The sequence below is a fragment of the Methanocella paludicola SANAE genome, from assembly GCF_000011005.1.
In the GTDB taxonomy this organism is placed as follows: domain Archaea; phylum Halobacteriota; class Methanocellia; order Methanocellales; family Methanocellaceae; genus Methanocella; species Methanocella paludicola.
On sequence record NC_013665.1, the window covers coordinates 418,459 to 434,694 of the forward strand.

The 16,236-nt window shown below is 52.2% G+C and carries 18 protein-coding genes and 1 tRNA gene; 12 read left to right on the plus strand and 7 right to left on the minus strand.

What is annotated here, in order from left to right:
* Positions 1-62: 62 nt before the first annotated feature.
* Together MCP_RS02130 and MCP_RS02135 are read right to left on the minus strand one after the other, a co-directional pair.
* Complete coding sequence (locus tag MCP_RS02130) at positions 63-584, minus strand: flavodoxin family protein (protein ID WP_012899169.1); 522 nt, start codon at positions 582-584, stop codon at positions 63-65.
* A gap of 53 nt (positions 585-637) precedes the next feature.
* Positions 638-991 (minus strand): hypothetical protein, encoded by a 354-nt coding sequence (locus MCP_RS02135; protein ID WP_012899170.1) that lies wholly within the window; start codon positions 989-991, stop codon positions 638-640.
* Positions 992-1,264: 273 nt separating this feature from the next.
* Between MCP_RS02135 and acsA the strand changes: the two genes are divergently transcribed.
* The 4 genes from acsA to MCP_RS15580 all read left to right on the plus strand — a co-directional run bounded on the left by acsA (position 1,265) and on the right by MCP_RS15580 (position 4,238).
* A complete protein-coding gene (gene acsA / locus MCP_RS02140) occupies positions 1,265-2,977 on the plus strand; it encodes an acetate--CoA ligase (RefSeq protein WP_012899171.1) in 1,713 nt (570 codons plus the stop codon).
* Between the two features lie 114 nt (positions 2,978-3,091).
* Entirely contained in the window at positions 3,092-3,868 is a 777-nt protein-coding gene (locus MCP_RS02145; protein WP_012899172.1) for a methyltransferase domain-containing protein, read from the plus strand.
* 78 nt (positions 3,869-3,946) lie between these two features.
* Positions 3,947-4,021 (plus strand) — tRNA-Glu (locus tag MCP_RS02150).
* Between the two features lie 49 nt (positions 4,022-4,070).
* Entirely contained in the window at positions 4,071-4,238 is a 168-nt protein-coding gene (locus MCP_RS15580) for a hypothetical protein (protein WP_158301430.1), read from the plus strand.
* Between the two features lie 109 nt (positions 4,239-4,347).
* On the opposite strand, the gene MCP_RS02155 is transcribed toward MCP_RS15580, so the two are convergent.
* Together MCP_RS02155 and MCP_RS02160 are read right to left on the minus strand one after the other, a co-directional pair.
* Positions 4,348-4,737: an ASCH domain-containing protein gene (locus MCP_RS02155; protein ID WP_012899173.1), complete on the minus strand. Its 390-nt coding sequence runs from the start codon at positions 4,735-4,737 to the stop codon at positions 4,348-4,350.
* Positions 4,715-5,983: an EVE domain-containing protein gene (locus MCP_RS02160; protein WP_012899174.1), complete on the minus strand. Its 1,269-nt coding sequence runs from the start codon at positions 5,981-5,983 to the stop codon at positions 4,715-4,717. The genes MCP_RS02155 and MCP_RS02160 overlap by 23 nt, the downstream gene beginning before the upstream one ends.
* Before the next feature lie 717 nt (positions 5,984-6,700).
* On the opposite strand from MCP_RS02160, the gene MCP_RS02165 reads away from it, so the two are divergent.
* The 7 genes from MCP_RS02165 to MCP_RS15585 all read left to right on the plus strand — a co-directional run bounded on the left by MCP_RS02165 (position 6,701) and on the right by MCP_RS15585 (position 11,068).
* Entirely contained in the window at positions 6,701-7,156 is a 456-nt protein-coding gene (locus MCP_RS02165) for a MarR family winged helix-turn-helix transcriptional regulator (protein WP_012899175.1), read from the plus strand.
* 131 nt (positions 7,157-7,287) lie between these two features.
* Entirely contained in the window at positions 7,288-8,061 is a 774-nt protein-coding gene (locus MCP_RS02170; RefSeq protein WP_012899176.1) for a DUF4386 domain-containing protein, read from the plus strand.
* A 164-nt stretch (positions 8,062-8,225) separates the two neighbouring features.
* Complete coding sequence (locus MCP_RS02175; protein ID WP_012899177.1) at positions 8,226-8,738, plus strand: flavodoxin family protein; 513 nt, start codon at positions 8,226-8,228, stop codon at positions 8,736-8,738.
* A gap of 88 nt (positions 8,739-8,826) precedes the next feature.
* Positions 8,827-9,282: a MarR family winged helix-turn-helix transcriptional regulator gene (locus MCP_RS02180; RefSeq protein ID WP_012899178.1), complete on the plus strand. Its 456-nt coding sequence runs from the start codon at positions 8,827-8,829 to the stop codon at positions 9,280-9,282.
* A gap of 92 nt (positions 9,283-9,374) precedes the next feature.
* Positions 9,375-10,121 (plus strand): DUF4386 domain-containing protein, encoded by a 747-nt coding sequence (locus MCP_RS02185; RefSeq protein WP_012899179.1) that lies wholly within the window; start codon positions 9,375-9,377, stop codon positions 10,119-10,121.
* Positions 10,122-10,223: 102 nt separating this feature from the next.
* Positions 10,224-10,637: a hypothetical protein gene (locus MCP_RS02190; RefSeq protein WP_012899180.1), complete on the plus strand. Its 414-nt coding sequence runs from the start codon at positions 10,224-10,226 to the stop codon at positions 10,635-10,637.
* Positions 10,638-10,918: 281 nt separating this feature from the next.
* On the plus strand, positions 10,919-11,068 hold the full coding sequence (locus tag MCP_RS15585) for a hypothetical protein (protein ID WP_158301431.1): 150 nt from the start codon (positions 10,919-10,921) through the stop codon (positions 11,066-11,068).
* Between the two features lie 246 nt (positions 11,069-11,314).
* Here the strand turns inward: MCP_RS15585 and MCP_RS15260 are convergent, their stop codons facing one another.
* Together MCP_RS15260 and MCP_RS02205 are read right to left on the minus strand one after the other, a co-directional pair.
* Complete coding sequence (locus tag MCP_RS15260; RefSeq protein WP_128859892.1) at positions 11,315-11,689, minus strand: hypothetical protein; 375 nt, start codon at positions 11,687-11,689, stop codon at positions 11,315-11,317.
* Between the two features lie 461 nt (positions 11,690-12,150).
* Positions 12,151-12,723: a hypothetical protein gene (locus MCP_RS02205; RefSeq protein ID WP_128859893.1), complete on the minus strand. Its 573-nt coding sequence runs from the start codon at positions 12,721-12,723 to the stop codon at positions 12,151-12,153.
* Between the two features lie 342 nt (positions 12,724-13,065).
* Here MCP_RS02205 and MCP_RS02210 point away from each other — a divergent pair, with 342 nt between their 5' ends.
* Positions 13,066-13,395, plus strand: a complete 330-nt coding sequence (locus MCP_RS02210; RefSeq protein WP_012899183.1) for a P-II family nitrogen regulator — start codon at positions 13,066-13,068, stop codon at positions 13,393-13,395.
* 280 nt (positions 13,396-13,675) lie between these two features.
* Here MCP_RS02210 and MCP_RS02215 read toward each other — a convergent pair whose 3' ends face one another.
* Positions 13,676-16,108, minus strand: coding sequence for a helicase HerA domain-containing protein (locus MCP_RS02215; RefSeq protein WP_012899184.1), 2,433 nt, complete (start codon positions 16,106-16,108; stop codon positions 13,676-13,678).
* Positions 16,109-16,236 lie beyond the last annotated feature (128 nt).

The window sequence follows — 16,236 nt, forward strand, 5'->3', positions numbered from 1 at the left end:
AAATTTCTTTACCATATAAGGGTTTGAAATTACTTAAACCTATTTGGCGGTCGGTAAAAAAGTTAAGTTTTCCCGGCGATGATATTTTTTCTTCCCATGCTGCAGGCGTAAGCGACTCCCGCGTCCCCCAGCTTCCTCCCGATGGCCTTCGCCTGCCGGATGGCGCCCTCGTCGGGCCTGCCCTGAACGGCGAGGCCTGCAGAAAGTATGTCGGACCTCTGGACGAAGCTCACTTCGAAGAGCTCGAGGATGCCCTCGATGCTCTGGATGCACTTGAGCTGCCCGCCCTCTCCCGTCGCGAAGGCTACGGCGGGCTTTCTGTAAAACGAGTTTTTGAACGGGAGGGCGATATCGAAGAGCGCCTTCAGTTCGCCGCTCATGTAGCTGTAGTACGTGGGCGAGCCGAACGCGACCGCCGAGGCGCTCTCTATGTCGGAGCGCTTTGTATCGCGGGCCCGCTTCACGGTGACGTCCACGTTACCGTTCCCGGCGCCCTTCGCCCCCTCGGCGATGGCTTCGGCGAGCGCCCTGGTGTTGCCGCTCCACGATGTGAAGACGATCAAAATGTTCGGTCTGTCGGCCATGGTGGTAATTATCGGGGCCGGGGTGATAATCGTAGCCTAAAAATAATGCGCAGCTACGAGTAGTTGAATAGCTTAGTGACCAGGGGGATCTTCAGGTTGAACCGCCGGTCGAGCACGGCCAGCGTGCACCAGGGAATGATGTCCACTATCGGTAACAGGTCGACGCCGCTCATGGCAAGCCACTTGACCACCGGCACGCCGAGGTACGACAGGTACGCTGCCTCGACGACCGATACGCCCGACTCTATTCCCATGGCGACGGGCGGGAGGCCGATCAGGAATAAAAGCTCCGACGGCACGGCATCCGTAAAGTCGATGGCCAGCGCCAGGCCCAGCGCCGCGAGGTTCTGCATCGTCATGACGGACGCAGGTTTCTGTACTGGTATCGCTTCGGCGGCCTGTTCCATACTATTCCTCTATCACGCATTTACGCTTAAACTGTTAAATATTTTCATCTTACATTATTTTATAAAAACTTTTATGCAGCTCCGGGCAAATTAGTTATAAATAATCATTAACAATCACAACCTTTATTTGTAACGATTGATAATTAATAATTGTGAGCTAGCTCAGGAGGGTCAGCCATCGATACAGCGCTAAACTATGACAAAGGTATTCCAACCATAAAACAGGGTAAGAACTGGCGAGCTAAGGCAGAGAACGGCGTTGAGATCGTCGAGATGATCGGCGATTGCAACGTCTGCTACGACGAGGCCTGCGGCAGCGGCTTCTGCTTTGACGACGTCAGGAAAGAGTTCGACTGGTACACTACGGGCAAGGTCAACATCGGCTACGAGGCCATCGACCGCCACGCGAAGTCCTGGCGCAAGAACAAAGTGGCCCTTTACTGGGAAGGCGCCGACGGGAGCGACCGGAAGTACACGTTCCAGGAGTTCAAGATACGCACCGATAAGTTCGCGAACGTGCTCCGGAAAGCGGGCGTCAAGAAAGGCGACCGCATCTTCGTCTACCTGCCCCGGATCCCTGAACTATACGCCAGCGCCATCTCGATCGCCAAGCTGGGCGCGATCTTCGCCCCGCTGTTCGGCGGCTTCAGGGCGGAGGCGGTGAGGGACCGCATCAACGATGCGGAGGCCTGCATGGTCATCACCACGCCCGAGATGAAGCGGCTGGGCATCGACCCCATACGGAAGGACATTCCGTCCGTCAAGACCGTCGTGCTCTGCAACATCCCCCGGAACTACGACCTGGAGCCGGGCGACCTGAGCTACGACGCCGAGATGATCTACGCCTCGGAGGAGTTCGAGCCCGAGTGGTGCGACCTTGAAGATCCGGTGATCATGCACTACACGTCGGGCACGACCGGCAAGTCGAAGGGCGTCGTCCACGTCCACAACGCCATGATCGGGCACTACATTACCACGAAATGGGTGCAGGACCTGAGGGACGACGACGTGTACTGGTGCACGGCTGACCCCGGCTGGGTTACGGGCACTTCATACGGCATATTCGGGCCCTGGCTGAACGGCGCCTCGCAGGTAGTGTATGCAGGCCGGTTCTCGCCCGAGGCCTGGTACTGGATCATCGACAAGTACAAGGTGACCGTCTGGTATACGGCCCCCACGGCGCTCCGCATGCTCATGAAGGGCGGCGAGGACGTCGTGAAGAAGTACCACCTGGACAGCTTAAGGTATATCACGAGCGTCGGCGAGCCCCTGAACCCGGAGGTCATCCGCTGGGGCATGCGGGTCTACGGCCTGCCCATCCACGAGAACTACTGGATGACGGAGACCGGCTGTAACGTCATCGCCAACTTCTACGGCATGCCCCTGAAGATAGGCTCCATGGGTAAGCCCTTCCCGGGCATCGAGGCGGCGGTCATCGACGATAAGGGCAAAGTGCTGCCCCCCGGCGTGCCCGGCAACATCGCCATAAAGCCCGGATGGCCCTCCATGATGCGGAGCATCTGGAACAACCCTGCCAAGTACAACGAGTACTTCCGCATTTCGGGCTGGTACATCACGGGGGACAGCGCGTTCATGGATGCGGACGGATACTTCTGGTTCACCGGCCGCATCGACGACGTCATCAAGACGTCGGGGGAGCGCGTCGGGCCCTTCGAGGTGGAGAGCGCGCTGCTCGAGCATCCGGCCGTGGCCGAGGCGGGCGTTATCGGCAAGCCCGATCCGCTGTACGGTAACGTCATCAAGGCCTTCATATCCCTGAAGCCCGGCTACGATGGCACGGAGGAGCTGAAGCGCGAGATCTCCGAGTCGGTAAAGAAATCCCTCGCGGCCCACGCGTTCCCCCGGGAGATCGAGTTCAAGGCGAGCCTTCCGAAGACCCGGAGCGGCAAGATCATGCGCCGCGTGCTGAAGGCGATGGAGCTGGGCCAGCCTCTGGGAGACCTGGCCACGCTCGACGACGAGTAAGGGGGTGATACGAAAGCGCTTTTGCTATATGGATCCCGGGGCCTTCGGGCCCCGGCATATCGCCTTTCTATAAACCAATAACGTTTTATCGGCCCACGCCATACGCTATTTATCATGATCACCGACGATTTCGACTATCTCGCCCCGGGGGGCCGCTCCTATACCCTGGCCTCCGGCCGCCTGTCCGGCATTAAGAAGAACTCGCGGGTGCTGGAGATCGCCTGCGGGAGGGGCGCGGCCGCCTGCGCGCTCGCCGAGGCGTATAAGTGCCGCGTGGACGCGTTCGATATCGACCCGGTGATGGTCGAGCACTCGATGGAGACGTCCAATAAGCTGGGGTTCGGCGAGTTCACGAACTTTTTCGTAAAGGACGGCCGGGACATGGACTTCGGCGAGGGCAAGTATGACCTGGTGCTCGCGGAGGGCGGAGCGCTTACGTACATAGGCCGTGAGGAGGGCATCGCCCGTGCCGCCGACCTGCTCAAGGAAGGCAAGTGCCTGGCCCTGACGGATCTGATCTACCTCAGGGACGACGTGCCTCAGCCGGTAAGGGATGCTTACGAAGAGGGCGTCTATACGTATCTTACCGAGATCCGCTACCGGAAGCTCCTGGAGGCTTACGACTTCGAGGTCGTGTTCGCCTCCATGCTGCCCCAGTCCGCCTGGGACCGGTACTACGCCCAGATGCGGCGGCAGGTCATGAACCCGAAGAATAGGTTCACCAAGGATTTCAAGGATTCCATGATGCGGGAGATCGACGTGTATTATAATTATGGCGGGATGTTCAGTGTCGGGTACTTCTACGCGGTGGCCCGGCTGTCAAGAAATAAGCGGGTGAAGCCCGCGGGCGAGGGGCTCCGGATCCCGCTGGCCTTCAGCTATGGCCATTGAAGTCAGAAATACCGATTAGGCCCTCACGTTATACGGAAAATTTAAGTACATGGATGCTCATGTAAGCTACGCTTTTCTGCTCCGGTAGTGTAGCGCGGCCAATCATGCCGGCCTTTCGAGCCGGCGACTCGGGTTCAAATCCCGACCGGAGCACGTTCTATTAATATTTAATGGGTTACTTAGCGGGTCGACGCCTTGCCTGATGGCAAGGCTACTCGGCTTTTCGGGTGCTTCGATGTCCGGGCCGGGCTTGCACCCTACTCGCATGGCCGCTGATGCGGCATGCTCGTACGCAAGCCCTAAGCGATGCGGCGATAAAACGCCGCATCCATTACCCGGCCATCTTCGCATCGGCCTGATGGCCGACTGATGCCCGAAAAGCCTCGACGACCGCTGGCAGTTAATAATGTAAACTAAGCGAGCGTCCTTGCAAAATAGGTCATTATGTAAAAAAATTATTATCTAAACTTAACGTTATTTTAAAATAAACTACCATCTTTTAAATAATAATAGGACTGCGGCGGCGTGAAATTTTCAATCTTTACATATGGATCGATAGGCACGTCAAGTGGCTCAACTTTTTTAATCGTAATCGCAAACCCAACTTCTTTTTCCGCATAATAGCTAAAGAATTCTTCTTTCGATATCCCAGAGTGTTTTTCGCATCGTTTCCAAAGCCGTTCTGGCGAGTCTTCGATGATGTCCCCTATAGCAATCTTAGCTATGATTTTTTTTACAGGCGATGTCGAGTAAATGTATATATGTCCGATTTTTCGCTTATCCAGCTTTATCTTCCGGAATTCAAACTTCTTTTCTCCATCGATAATTTTGTTGGCGTACTTCGGTTTAATCGAAAGTAAAACGTCCATCTATGCCACCGTTTCTTTTGATGTAATCGTATTGGTCAGGGGTTAATGTACTTATTGACTGTGGATGGGCTGAAAGTATTCCGTGTTTTATTAATTCTTTTATACCTAATGGCTTTTTAAGGTTAAAATAATGGCGGAAAATAATAACAGTTGCAGGCTTTTTAAATCCTTTGACTTCATCGTAGGTGTAGACGCTTCTGTTATATTCAACTGTGTACCATATCTTATCCGTATCATCAAGCTGATAATAGACCTGTTCGACAACGCCGATTGATGTTATTTGATGTTGATCTTTTGAGCGGTAGAATAGTAATAAATCGCCTGGCTTAATCTTTTTAATATGGGAATTTGTTAGATATGCCTTCCTGATCGTATTACCCTGCGGAATGTCAGTTGAAAAATCACTTAACAATGTCTGCCTTTTCTTGTAATCTTGGAATAATCTATCGTGATACTCTGGCTGGATTGGTACAATATACTTATTCACTCTTATGGAATCTATAAAACTTGGATAAAATCTTTTATTGACCTCTGCAGGATCATAATTGATAGCATTGTCAGGGAATAAGCTTTTTAAAAAGACTTTTTCATACTCTCCTTTTTGGTCTATACAGTTCCGTTCTCCAATATACTCAAAGCCATGTTTGGTAATTAGTTTTAATAAATCGTCATTCTCCCTGACAAAGTGCGTAAGATAGATTTCGTCATAGTTATGATCAATACTGTACCCTATCGCAAGCTTAAGCAATAATTCGCCGACACGATAACCTTTACAAGCCACCTTTAATGTAGCTATTTTAAGACGAGGTTTTCGTCGTAATGGGGCTTTGTTAATTAACGCGATTTCTTCATCTTCATCTTTCAATATTAAAATCGCCTTTAACTTATGATTCGTCCTATGTACCCAGCACTTTCTTCCATCTCTTGATTTTTTAAGAAACCAATCGTTAAACTTAACTATACCATAATCTTCGCGCAATGAATCGAAAAATGGATCAAGGTAATCAATGTTGTACATAAAATCCGGCTTAATACGGAAGTGATCGTGCATTCTGGCGGCTTTATTATCGAAGTCCGCAAGAGCAGTAACAATATCAAGAACTCTGTTTTCAATACCTAACTTCGATGCAAAACGATGTATCTCCTTATCTTCGGTAATAAAGACATGGACAGCATTTTTATAAACCGCATTTAGTAATTGGGCGTCAATTATTGAATGTGAATCTAACTGTGGATTGCCAATCAATTGGTAAAAATTACTATCTGGGATGGGGGATTTTCAAGTCGGGGATACGCGGCTATTTTCGATAGGATTACATTCCTACGATCCGTATTTTTATCATTATTTATATCTCGAAATGATGCAGGATGGATAAGTGTTTGATGGCCGTTTTCATGAATGATTTTAAGTAATTTTCATAAGTTATCAGATACCACTTTAGGATCTTCTCTATGTATCAACACATTTGTATCAAGTAATATCCGCATATGCTCCTAGCCCTACCAATTATTAAGATTACTTTAATTAATTTACATAAATGTTTCTATAAATTGAAAAAAATGGGACGAATTAAAGTTATATCAAGTTATCCAAGAAATAAATGGTATAACGTCGATTACCCCATCATAATTCGCACGGGCCTGATGGTCGACTGACGCCCGAAAAGCTTCACCGACCGCTGTTGCTTTCTGTTAGTGGCCTCTCGTAGTGATTAGTTTTGCCGGCAATCGCCGGCCAGTTTCTTTCATAGTTTTTATCGAAACGTGCTTCGGGATAGTCAGCGGACGGCATTACATAGAGCTGCTTGACTTTGCCGATGCGAAGCCCGGCATGGGCTTCTGACAGACTTCCGGAAGTGAGGAAACCCAGTAGTACAGGTGGACTATTATCTTAGCATCTTTTACCGCCTTGGGGGTATACGACAAAATGTTTTTCATTTAGTTCCTGCTATTCTATTCTTGTATGGTCGGAAAAGTGAAGCGGGATACCCTATCATTAAATTTAAAAAAGCTGGAGGAAAGTCCCGGGGGTTACCTGATGCATGTGGCTCAAAAATGGGAGCGGGAAGTCGATAATGTCCTCGACGGTTTCGACACCACCTGTACTCAGATCGAGCTTCTGTCGTGTCTTGTGAAGCTTATGAAGGAGGGAAACCCCGTTACGCAGAAAGACATAGCCGAGTATCTCCGCCGGGATAAAAATACGGTTTCCGAGGTTATGAGGTCTATGGAGAAGAAAGGCTACATTACCCGGTCGGTAAGCGAGAACGACATGCGTGCGAAGTACATCCTCCTCACCGACAAAGGATACGATCTGCTTGAAAAGGCCGTCAGTGAAATTGTACGGATGGATGAGCGTTTTTTCACCGATTACAACGAAAATCATGAGTTAAGAAAGCTGTTGGAGAAGTATCTTTAACGGCAGGTATCCATTTTGAATCCGTAAAGTATAAATAGCTCGTACTATATTACATATAGTACGCATACGTACAATAATAGTACGTACAATAATTATACGTACAGTACGTATGCGTACTATAAGGTGATATAATGAGCTTTGATACTGGTCATATTAATGGATTTATAAGGAGAAAAACAGGGGATTTTGAAACTATCGTCATTTCGAACCCGAACAAGAACCTCGCCAGAGCAGCAGGGATCCTGTACCTGGTAATGATCGTGTGCGGAATGGCCGCTCAGTTGATCCGTGGCAGTCTTATCGTGCCCGGAAACGGCGTGGTAACGACAGGTAACATCGTGGCTTCCGAGTCGTTATTCCGGGTCGCCTTTATTAGCGATCTGTTCATGGCGACGGGCTTTCTGCTGTTTGCCTGGGCGTTATACGTGCTGCTCAAGCCTGTTAATAAAAACATAGCTTTATTGTTCGTGCTATTGGCTACGGCTAGTGTCGCGATCCTTTGCCTCAACCTGCTCAACCAGTTTGCGATCCTCATCTTAGTGAACGATGCCGGCTACCTGGCGGCGTTCGGGGCTGTTCACTTGAATGCCCTGGTGATGCTATTCGCTGATCTGCATTACTATGGATATTACATAGCCCAGATCTCATTTGGCCTCTGGCTAGCTCCTCTTGGGTATCTGGTGATCAAGTCAGGTTTCCTCCCGAGGATACTGGGCATTTTATTGATCATTGCCACGTTCGGCCATCTGTTTGGATTTCTCGCGGCATTCCTTCTCCCGGGCTACGAATCGTTTGGTGATCTGCCTGCGTTCCTGGAAATCCCGTTCGGTCTGTGGTTGCTGGTCAAGGGCGTGCAGGGCCAGCAGCCGGTAAAAAATCCTAACCAACAGGCGGCGATAAGTTAAAGGCATGAGAATGATGAAAAGGAGAGGCACACGAATGAAGGCGGTAGTTTGCATAAAAACAGTCCGGCGGAAATCCTTCGGATAGCCTCCCTTCATCTTAAATACCGGGATCGGCCAAAAAGTGCTGGCATGTGGCTTCAGGAAATGTAGCAAGAGGTGATAGAATGGTGCAGAACGGGAATGATCTCAAGGATCGGCTACCAGAAAAAACTCTTCTGGTCGTCTTTTCGTATCACCACATGAATACCGAGAAAGTCGCCAAAGTCTTCGCGAACGTGCTCGATGCACAGGTGAAAACACCACGGCAGGTAAATCCTGGAGAACTCGGTGACTATGATCTCATAGGCTTTGGTTCTGGCATTGACAGCGGAAGGCATTATAAAGAATTGCTCGATTTTGCCGATGCTCTGCCCCGGGTCGCCGGGAAGAAAGCGTTCATATTTTCCACGAGCGCTATCGTGGGGGCTGATAAAGTCTGGAAAGACCACTCGGCGCTCAGGGAAAAGCTACAGGCGAAGGGGTACGTGATCGTCGACGAGTTCGCCTGCAAGGGGTACAATACGAACAGCTTCCTCAAGTACATCGGCGGGATGAACAAGGGGAGGCCCAACGCGGAAGACCTCAAGCAGGCGGAAGAGTTCGCCCTGGGCCTGAAGCAGAAACTGAAAGAAATGTGAACACCGGCCGGCCAGGCCCTGTCATTTTTAGGCCGGTAGCCGGTGCGACAAAACGTTTTTTTAAAAGTTCCTGCTATTCTATTCTTGTATGGCCGAAAAAGTCGACTGGGAATCCCTGTCATTACGGTATGACAGGATGGGTGAACGACCCTGGCGCTACCTCACAGTAGTGATAAAAAAATGGGAAAGGGAGGTCGGCGTAGTCCTAGAAAGCTTCGAAACGACGAGGGCACAGTTGGAGTTCCTGATGTGCATCGCGAAGTTCATGAAGGAGGGAAGGACCGTCACCCAGAAGGACGTGGCCAATGCCCTCGGCCGGCCCAAAAACACTGCTTCCGGGGTCTTCAAGAGCCTGGAGAAAAAGGGCTACATCGTCAGGTCGGTGAGCGAGGACGACCTGCGCTCGAAACACATCGTCCTCACAGAAAAAGGGCTTCTCCTGGTCGAAAAGGCGCTCAGCGCGGTCATGGTCGTCGACGAACGCTTTTTTCCCGATGCTCGTGATAACGCAGAGCTGATCAAGCTGCTGAAGAAATACTTTTGAAGTCGGGCACCCTTATTCCAGGCCATAAATTATTTATAGTGATTGCCCTATTAACAAATAGTTCTATAATGAACTATTCATATACGAACTAATTGAAGGGAATCGTCATGGATACTGAAATACGGGCGGAGAGCCCTGTAAAATACGCCCCCCGGCTTCTGGGGGCAGCGTTTCTGTTTGTGATACTAACCAGCCTGGCAGGCGGTCTCCTGCTGAAGTCGGCGGCCGGCTCGGGTAGCATAGCGGACGTGCTGGTCAACGTTTCGCAAAATCCCACCCTGTTCCGCATCGACATTCTGGACGGGTTGCTGAATAGCACGGGGATCGTGGCACTGGCAGGCCTTCTTTACGTGGTCTTGAGGCAACAGAACAAGCCGCTGGCGCGCATCGCCCTGGGATTGTGGCTGGCGGAAGCGATATTCTATGCCATTATCCAGATGGGGCTTCTGGCACTGATACCCCTGAGCGCGGAGTTCGTCGCCGCGGGCGCGCCCGCCGGATCGTTCTATCTGACGCTGGGCGATTTCCTGTACAACGGCGTGTATGCCCAGGGTATGACCATACACATGTGGTTCTATTGCATGGGCGGCCTGATATGGTATTACCTGTTTTACCGGTCGAACTATATCCCGCGTGCCATATCCCTCTTCGGCCTGCTGGCGGTAATTTTAGGACTGGGAAGCGTCGTATTTCAACTACTCGGCTATGAGGTCCCGATCCTGGTATCCCTGCCGCTCCTGCCATTCGAATTAGCCATCGGGGCATGGCTCCTGTTCCTAGGCATAAGGGAGCAGGCGACGGCCGTGAACCCGTCCCGGCAGCCGGCAGTACAGGGATAGGCCGACCAGCATGGGAGAGGAACATGAGAGCCGCGGTATCTGTGACGTCAAGCTACTGCATCGTCCGCCGCGGCCAGGGAAGTATATGGAGGAAGAAAATAGATGACCCGGTCAAAAGAGATCTGGAGAAAGGCGTTTATACTGGCTATCGCGGGAGGAGCGGCGTTCTGGGTAGCAAACCTCGCGATTTCTCTGACCCCCATCGCTGCGGAGTATAGAGCTGCCCTTTCAATTTCCTATCTTCCAATGCTTCTTGAAGCCCTGGTCGGTGGCCTGATCATCGGATTCTGCATCAGCTATTTCTTGCTTCGTTATTTTGACAAAATCCCGACGATGAGCCCGATTTTCAAATCCGTGATCCTGAGCTTCGCTGCCCTATGCATTATTGAAGCCTTTACAATTTTTGTTAATCTCAATAATGCCCCCGTGTACCTTTTCCTTTTAATCGGCGCAGGGATGAACGTGCCAAGGTTTCTCGCCCTTGGACTAGTTATTGGCTATCTATACAAAAGATAGCTGTACGATCAGAAGTGGATAATAAAAGATAATGTGGAATGGATGAAGGTCAAGTGGCCCCGGTTCACGCCGAAGGGGGCCGTCGTGGTTGAAGATCACCGCCGCCTACGTGCCCAAGGCCGGGCCCGACGCCGGGAAGAAGCCGCTGTAACTTGTCCCACTTTTATTTCAGGGTATACGTTATCTTTTAAAAGTTAGACAAATGAGGGCTACCGCCAAAATTGAGGCCACCATGGATCACTCCATAAGGGTATCCAAAAGGGAACAGCTGGGCGCCGTACGTGGGCTGTAATGCCCATTCGGGCGTGCCCGGCAATATCGGGCTAGGCCCGCCGACGAAGGGGGAGCCAGGGCACGGGCCCGCATCGCCAATGATGGGCCAGAACCATGCGAAGGCCGGTGCCACGGCCGACGAAAACAACATAAAATAAATAGCTGCCATAATGAAAGCTCGCATAAGCTTCATGAATCCATCTCCAGTAAAACCTCTCTGCGGGAGAATTATATATGTTACCTGTCTCAAAAGCGAAATATTACCATAAAAACGCCCGGGTAATAAGATTCACAATAATTCATAAAAACGCTTTAACATCGACCGAATTTATAATATAACTATTAATCTATAATAACCTATTTTAGCATATACCCGATAATAACTTAATATTGTGAGGAGGGTATTATCCGGTGAGGGTATCCATAGCATTAGCGATGGTCATATTTACGTTGGCCGCCACGGCCCAGCCTGCAATGGCTTTTTCAGAGATATCATTCCCGTTCTTTACGACGGATAGCGTTGCCTTCGGGTTTCCCAACGCGAACACGGCATTGACGATAATGGAGTTTAACAGCGCCAGCATGTCCGTAATAAGCTCGGAAAAGTTCAATATGGATTTCCCGCTATTCGAGGACGGCATCGTCGCCGGGCCCACGAAGGCCATGGATACATCGGCGAACGTCGTTCCTTTCGGCCCCGTAAACCTCGCGCTGCCCTCGATCGCCCAGTCTGTGAACGAGACCATTGCATGCCAGCGGACGTACTTTTTTACGGACACATTTTGAGAAGACTTTTAAATTTTTTGGTTCTTGTGCGTTTTTGGGATGATATATTGCTTTGGCTGATGCCTTCGCTCGTTTTTATGTTATGCCGTCGTTGAGTGGTCCAACCACAGGGGCACGGAGAGCGCTGAGTTTCACGGAGTTTTCTTATAAATGGAGACCCAGAGGCCACGGAGTACGGGTTTATAACTTTCCCGGGGCACGGAGTTGAAAGAGGCACTGCCGAGGATAAACCGCATTATTGTTTATTGGTCAACCGAGCCTCAATAAACTCTGTGCCCCAGGCAAACTAATAAACCGGCCTCTGAGCTCTCTGAGTCTCAAATTATTAAAATAAAACTCTGTGTAACTCCCGTGCGCTCCGTGCCCCTGTGGTTGGACCACTCAACGACGGCATAACTAGAAAAGGATAAAAAAATATTCACCCCAAAACCGCGGAAGAGTCAATTTTTTATTCTTAGTATCCATAGCCCAGGCACTTTACTCCCATGTTCAAGCAAGAGCCGCCCGGCATCCTCAATCCCAGCAGCCTGGCATACATGTTAATGGGCGTGGCCAGGGGATATTCGTACAACAGGTCATCCACGGGCCTCCCCATGAGAATCGGATGATATGGGTCGCTGAGGGGCCTATTGAAGTTTATACTGCTAGACTCCGTGACATTGCCCACCGTCTCGTTGGTAGCATTGCCAGTTTCATTAACTACTGCCTGTGTGGCATTAGTAGTACCGGCCAGTGGATTCAAGGCCGTTAGCCGGCCCGGATCCCATGGTGCCATGGAGATGTCGGCGGCCATGAAGTTATTATCCGTGTAATTTACGTCGCGGTTACTGGTGTCGTTGAGCGTTCGCACGCTGCCGTCGCCGATGCCAAGGTTACCCATGATCCTCGTGTTGCTCCAGTTGAGCGTGTGCGTGATAAAATATGGGGCCGTGCCGGTCATATTATATCCCATTGGCTCCCAGCTGTTCGGAGGAACTGTTTTATATGCCGTAAGGTTGGCATTGGCCTCGGCCTTCTCTGCCTGCATGCCGGCAAACATGGCGGATGAAAACACTATTAATGTAAAAACCATAGCTATCGCTTTTAACTGGCGCCCAATATTTACACCCATATTAGGTCAGTTGGTATGCGAATTATTATGCTTGATTACCATTTAGAACGGCAAAAATGCGTTTTCATAAACGATAGACAGAAAAATCATAAATTTTTACACATTTTTAAACTTTTATGATGATTAAAATACATAAAATTATAATTATGTAAACTAGGAAATAAATATCCTGCTAGACATAATGTATTATTATAAAGCTCGCACTATCGCAGTTGAGAAGACACATTTTCTGCGATCGAGCGAAAATAGGTGACAATAATGAAGATGGTACAGGCAATAATCCGGCCGGAGCGATTGGATGGCGTGAAAAAGGCCCTGGAAGAAAAGGGCTTCATCGCCCTGAGCATCACCGAGATGCGGGGCCGGGGAGAACAGAAGGGCATCCGCCTCTCGCACCGGGGAAGGCCCCTCGAGGTCGATGTCCTTCCAAAGGTCAAGCTCGAGCTCGTGGTGGATGACGAGCACGTCGACCCGATCGTTTCGATCATCCGGGGCAGCGCCCGGACCGGAAAGGTGGGGGATGGAAAGATCTTCGTCCTGCCAGTCGACATGATGTGCAAGGTCCGAACGGACGAAGTCTGGAAATAGGCCTGGAAAGCCCATGCGCCGGGCGGCCTCTGCTTGACCAGGATACTCGAACATGACCATCAGGGATAATTCCGGGTCGGAGACGGTATGCCAGGCGACCATGCCGGCGGGCGGCCTCAGGCGTCGATGACGGTGTGATGGAGCCGCCGGCAGATAGCGATATAATTAGAATTAGGCAAGTGATGAGCCCTGATATTTTGATGTGGCCGTCATTGTTTTTTCATCCTTGATGCCATCAAAAATTAAAATAAAGGGGGTGTCATCGACCGCCTCTCCACGTTTACCAGGCTGGCGTGAGGCCGCCCTGCGCGTCCACCCAGTACGGCGCCCAGGCGAGCGCGACGAGCTGGACGCTGATATCGGCCTTCTTCGGCTTGACCGATATGGCCTCTAGCGCCTCAGTCATCGGGTCGATCTTCTCCGCAAGGGCGTTGGCCTCTTCCTTGAACTGCGCCTGCAGGTCGTTGAGCTGCTGCTGGACGGCCTCGGCCGTCTCGCCGGCCCTTTCCACGTCCTTGCCCTCCTCCATTGCCCTGCCCGCGCGGCCGGCGGCCGTGGAAGCCCGGCTTATCGTCCCGGTGCTTAAAGCTTTACGGCCGGTGAACGCGCCCAGGATAGTCGCTCCCACTGACAGTGCCGTGTTCATCTGGGCCTGGCGTGCCTGTGACTGCTGCTTTTCTACGTTGGCCTGCGCCTTGCGGAGTCGCTCCTGGAGCGTGGCGATCTTCGGGCCGTACTTCTTGCGTAGGGCTTCGACCTTCTCGTCACGGCTCTCGCGGGCTTTCTGCTGCAGGCGGATGCGGAAGTCCCGCTCGGCTTCGCCCGGCTGCGATACCTCGCCCAGGCTCGGGCTGCGGAAGAGTTCCAGCCTCTGGGTGCCATACACCCAGCTCGTGAAGTCCTTCGTCCAGGACGCATAGCTCTTCTCCCGGCTGGCGGCCGGGGCCAGCTCGCCGAACTGCCCCCCGTTCTGCCCGGACTTCTCCAGTTCTGCCGCGGGGACCGCGATCTCCTCTGCGCTCTCCCAGGATACCGGAATTGCGCCGTTCGTCACCGGAGTGATGAACACCTGGCTCCTCGCGGTATTGATCTTCGTCTTAGAGTCGGCAAAGCTGATCTTCGCCGCCCCGACGATCTTCGGCTGGTATACCAGCCTGCTTCCGCTTTTCATTCCGCCTCTCAGGGGCAGGAAGAAAGCCTGGATGCCCGGGGGAAGCGTGGGCTGCCCCGATGCCGCGGGCACTGTCGGGCTCGCCGCTTCGGGCGCCGCAGTAGCCTGTGCCACGGGCGCAGCGGATGGTGCCTCGCGGAACGGGTCCATCAGGACCTTGATCTGGTCCCTGGTCAGGGGCCCCCGCAAATACGACAGGGCCCAGCGAGCCTGGAACAGCTCAGGAGCGTCCTCGTGAGTATTATTCATCAGGAACACGCGGTTACCCAGGCTGGACAGCACCTTCTCGATGGCCTGGCGGTCGAACTTAGCGCCGGCCGTGGCGCTCTCGAGCCCGTCGAGCAGGCGGGCCTTGTCCCTCTCTGTCTGCAGGCGGCCGATGAACCAGGTGCCCATATTCGAAAGCGCCTTATAGTCCAGGTCGACCGGGTTCTGCGTCGCCAGGACCATGCCGATGCCGAAGGCCCTGGCCTGCTTAAGCAATGTCAACATAGGAAGCTTCGAGGGAGGGTTCGCCAGCGGGGGCAAATACCCGAATATCTCGTCCATGTAGACGATAGCCCGGAGGCTGGTGGTGCCCGGCTGGGCGCGCATCCACCCTAAGACCTGGTTCATAAGCAGCGAGACGAAGAACATGCGCTCGGAATCGCTGAGGTGAGATATCGAGAATATGGCGATCCGGGGCTTTCCGGCAGGCGTGTAGAGGATCTGGCCGATGTCGAGCGGGACGCCCTGCATCCAGGCGTTGAACCCCGGAGATGCGAGCAGGTTGTTCAGCGCCATGACCAGTCCGAAACGGTCCTTCGCCGGGTAGAACGACTCCAGGTCGAGGACTCCTATTTTATTCATCGGAGGAGTTTGTACCTGCTGGATGAGGCGGGCAAGGTCCATGTCCTGCCCCTGCCTCCACGCGTTATCCAGGATCGTCGAGAGCAGAATGTGCTCCCGGCTCTGCATCGGGTCGGCGTTGATGCCCGCCAGTCCGAGGAGGCTCATGACCGTAGTGCCGATGCGCTCGCGGAACAGGTCGTTATCGTCCCGGATGGCGGGCCCGGGGGCGGCGAACGACTTCAAAATGGACACGGGGATGCCCGCGTTGCTGCCCGGCGTGTATATGCGCATCTCCGCCGCATCTCGTAAGCGCTGGATGCGCTCTCCGCCCTGGCCCCAGCTTGCCAGCCCGTTCTTCCACATATCCGCCTGCTTAGCGGCATAATCCTCGGGCGACATGCCCTTCTGGCGGGCATCATCCACATTGATCCAGGGCAAAAAGTCCTGGCCCCGAAGCTGAGGGAAAGTAAGCAATAAATTACACAGGTCGCCCTTAGGGTCGATGAGGATAGCAGGCACCCCATCGATGGCCGCCTCCTCGATCAAAGAGATGCACAGCCCGGTCTTGCCGCTGCCCGTCATGCCTACGCACATGGCATGGGTCACCAGGTCTTTAGAATCATACAGCAGAAGCTCATCTTTCGCTTTCTGGGCGCTCAGGTCGTAGGCCTTCCCCAGGTAAAAAGAACCTAATTTTTCGTAATCCTCCATAACGCAAACACCCGCGCACGATGCTAGAGGAAGAGTTAGAAGCGTATCCTATTAGTAGATTTTTATTTAGCTACAGCTCGCCCCTTATGGCAAAATATATCGTATCTGCAACGGTTCAGGCACTTACT

Excerpts from the sequence above, each read along its gene's own strand:
- MCP_RS02130 (WP_012899169.1), bottom strand. The coding sequence starts at position 584 with ATGGCCGACAGACCGAACATTTTGATCGTCTTCACATCGTGGAGCGGC.
- MCP_RS02135 (WP_012899170.1), bottom strand. The coding sequence starts at position 991 with ATGGAACAGGCCGCCGAAGCGATACCAGTACAGAAACCTGCGTCCGTC.
- acsA (WP_012899171.1), top strand. The coding sequence starts at position 1,265 with ATGATCGGCGATTGCAACGTCTGCTACGACGAGGCCTGCGGCAGCGGC.
- MCP_RS02145 (WP_012899172.1), top strand. The coding sequence starts at position 3,092 with ATGATCACCGACGATTTCGACTATCTCGCCCCGGGGGGCCGCTCCTAT.
- MCP_RS15580 (WP_158301430.1), top strand. The coding sequence starts at position 4,071 with ATGGCAAGGCTACTCGGCTTTTCGGGTGCTTCGATGTCCGGGCCGGGC.
- MCP_RS02155 (WP_012899173.1), bottom strand. The coding sequence starts at position 4,737 with ATGGACGTTTTACTTTCGATTAAACCGAAGTACGCCAACAAAATTATC.
- MCP_RS02165 (WP_012899175.1), top strand. The coding sequence starts at position 6,701 with ATGGTCGGAAAAGTGAAGCGGGATACCCTATCATTAAATTTAAAAAAG.
- MCP_RS02170 (WP_012899176.1), top strand. The coding sequence starts at position 7,288 with ATGAGCTTTGATACTGGTCATATTAATGGATTTATAAGGAGAAAAACA.
- MCP_RS02175 (WP_012899177.1), top strand. The coding sequence starts at position 8,226 with ATGGTGCAGAACGGGAATGATCTCAAGGATCGGCTACCAGAAAAAACT.
- MCP_RS02180 (WP_012899178.1), top strand. The coding sequence starts at position 8,827 with ATGGCCGAAAAAGTCGACTGGGAATCCCTGTCATTACGGTATGACAGG.
- MCP_RS02190 (WP_012899180.1), top strand. The coding sequence starts at position 10,224 with ATGACCCGGTCAAAAGAGATCTGGAGAAAGGCGTTTATACTGGCTATC.
- MCP_RS02205 (WP_128859893.1), bottom strand. The coding sequence starts at position 12,723 with ATGCAGGCAGAGAAGGCCGAGGCCAATGCCAACCTTACGGCATATAAA.
- MCP_RS02210 (WP_012899183.1), top strand. The coding sequence starts at position 13,066 with ATGAAGATGGTACAGGCAATAATCCGGCCGGAGCGATTGGATGGCGTG.
- MCP_RS02215 (WP_012899184.1), bottom strand. The coding sequence starts at position 16,108 with ATGGAGGATTACGAAAAATTAGGTTCTTTTTACCTGGGGAAGGCCTAC.